2 protein-coding genes and 2 pseudogenes are annotated in these 2263 nt (G+C 62.8%); all 4 read right to left on the bottom strand.

Translation table 11 applies throughout. The annotated features are described in order from the left end of the window. Positions 1 to 393 (bottom strand): biotin/lipoyl-binding protein (locus ROTAS13_RS23235; RefSeq protein ID WP_139323524.1); only part of this gene is annotated, 393 nt, incomplete at its 3' end. Between the two features lie 266 nt (positions 394 to 659). After that, positions 660 to 1712 carry a PAS domain S-box protein gene (locus ROTAS13_RS23240; protein WP_019462968.1) on the bottom strand — a complete coding sequence of 351 codons (1053 nt, stop codon included), beginning with the start codon at positions 1710 to 1712 and terminating at the stop codon, positions 660 to 662. Positions 1713 to 1830: 118 nt separating this feature from the next. Further along, positions 1831 to 2046, bottom strand: a pseudogene (locus ROTAS13_RS23245) (integrase core domain-containing protein); the annotation flags it as partial. Positions 2047 to 2062: 16 nt separating this feature from the next. Next, positions 2063 to 2263: pseudogene (locus ROTAS13_RS27875) on the bottom strand (IS110 family transposase); the annotation flags it as partial.

Raw genomic sequence — 2263 nt, forward strand, 5'->3', positions numbered from 1 at the left:
GGCGAGTTCCTGGGTGCGGGTGAGTTCGGTCTGCGCGAGCCGGCGGCTGCTGGCGGCCCTCGCCTGCTCCGCCTCGGCCGTGGCGATGGCCTGCTGCGCCTCGGCGACCTGCGCCTCGGCGGCGCGGAGCTGAGCCTGCAAAGTGGAGTCGTCCAATCGTGCGATCACCGCGCCGCGCGCCATCATCTGCCCTTCCTCGACCGTCACCTCCACCACGCGGCCGGCGAGCTTGCTGGCGATGTCGAACTGCTCCGCCTCGATGCGGCCATTGGTGGAGGCAATGTAGGCGGGCAGGGCAGGTTCGCGGCCGTGGAGCCTCCAGGCGACGTAGCCACCGGCCATGACGGCGACGACCGCCGCCAGGCCGAGCACAGCCTTCCACGAAGCCTTCATCGAACTTCTATCCTTCCCGGTCACCATGCCTAAGCCGGATCGTGGTCCGGCGCCATGATCGGCACCTCCGGAATGCATTGCCTGTCAGGCCACTGACAAGCCCCGGACGGTTCGCCAAGGCGGGCAGTCCGTGGGAGAAAGCGCAGCAGTCAGCTCTTTCCGTCACAACAAGATTTCCATTTCGGAACAGACGGCACTGGCCCAGATTTGGTCACAGCGTAGATCCGCAAAGCCGCGAAGCAGGTTTCAGGCCCGGCTTCGCGTGATCATCCTACAAGCGATCGCAGCGCGACCTCCAGTGTGATCGAGACGCCGTCAGCCTTCCAATCTCGATGAAGGCTGCCTTGAACGCCGCTTACAGCGGCTTGTTCCAGGGTGGTACCGAAGCCTTCACGCCGCGTCTCCGGAGAAGAATGCGGGGCGTTCGACTCCTGCCAGATCATGCGCAAGGTTCCATTCTCGACGCTCAGATCGATCGACAACCGGCCGCCGGAACCGGACAGCGCGCCGTATTTCGCGGCATTGGTGGCCAGCTCGTGCAGTAGCAAGGCGATCGAGGTCAACGCCTTTCCAACAAGCGGCGCATCGCATCCCCTGATGGCAATGCGCGGCCTGTCGTCCGCAACGTGAGGGGCAAGGATTGCTTGGAGCAGTTCGACGAAAGTCGTGGCAGGCTCGGTGTTCGCAGCGTTGTCATCGGGCATGGTCAATGCATGTGCCCGCGCCAGTGCCTGGAGTCGGGACCGGAAATCGGCTACGAACACTGCACTTTCTGCGGAAGCTTTGGCGCTGAGCGTGACGAGTCCGGCGGTCAGGGTGAAGAGATTCTTGATGCGGTGATGCATTTCCCGCAAGAGGAGGGCCTGCTGTGCCGAAGCGCGCTTCTGGTCGGTGATGTCGCGGGCGATCTTCGAGGCACCAAGAATCGATCCGTCTTCGGCTCTCACAGGGGAAATGGTGACGGAGATCTCGACCAACTCGCCATTCTTTCGAAGGCGCACCGTCTCGAAATGATCGACGCGCTCACCGTTGCGCAGTCGGCGAAGGATCTCATCCTCCTCGAAAAGCCGGTCATCGGGGATGATCATCCTGATGGGCTGGCCAATGGTTTCATGGGAGGTGTAGCCGAACAAGCGCTCCGCGCCGCGATTCCATGTCGTGATGATACCGTCGAGCGTTTTGCTGATGATGGCGTCGTCCGAATTTTCGACCACGGCAGCAAGCCAGGCGCTGGCTTCGAGGGCCTTTCGATGGCCCTGAACACCGCTCCCAGGGACGGTCTCGCGCTTGCCAAGTAGTTTCGATGTATCATCGATCATGTTGATCCTTTCGGGATCTTGCCATCGTCCTTCAGGTTCCAAGGCGCTCCACCGACCACACACGCAGCCTGTAATGAACTGAACCGCCCCGGGTTCGGCGGAGGCTGTTGTGGTTGGGTCACGCGGCCAAAGCTGGTGCCTTGCCCGCGGCATAGTAGCGCGCCTCGGCCTCGGCGGGAGGGATGTTCCCGATCGGCTCGGGGAGGCGGTGGTTGTTGAACCAGGCCACCCACTCGAGGGTGGCGTATTCGACGGCTTCAAGGCTCCGCCACGGGCCACGGCGGCGGATGACCTCCGTTTTGAACAGCCCGATCACCGTCTCGGCGAGCGCGTTGATGCTCCTATGTTGGTCAAGGGCCATTTGAGACTGCGGACTGAGCGGTTGGCGTGCGGAGACTATTGAAGATTTCCCGGGCGATGTACCGCTTCAGGCAGCGTCGGATCTCCCGAAGGGACTTGCCCTCGGCTGTTCGACGATGGACATAGGCTTTCGTTTCGGGATGGGAGCGCATCCGGACAACGGCCACGCGGTGCAGCGCAGCGTTGGCTCG

The sequence above is a fragment of the Roseomonas sp. TAS13 genome, from assembly GCF_001950415.1.
Taxonomy (GTDB): Bacteria; Pseudomonadota; Alphaproteobacteria; order Acetobacterales; family Acetobacteraceae; genus Roseomonas; species Roseomonas mucosa.

Bases quoted from the DNA above. Each gene is read 5' to 3' on its own strand.
- ROTAS13_RS23240 (WP_019462968.1), bottom strand. From the start codon at position 1,712: ATGATCGATGATACATCGAAACTACTTGGCAAGCGCGAGACCGTCCCT.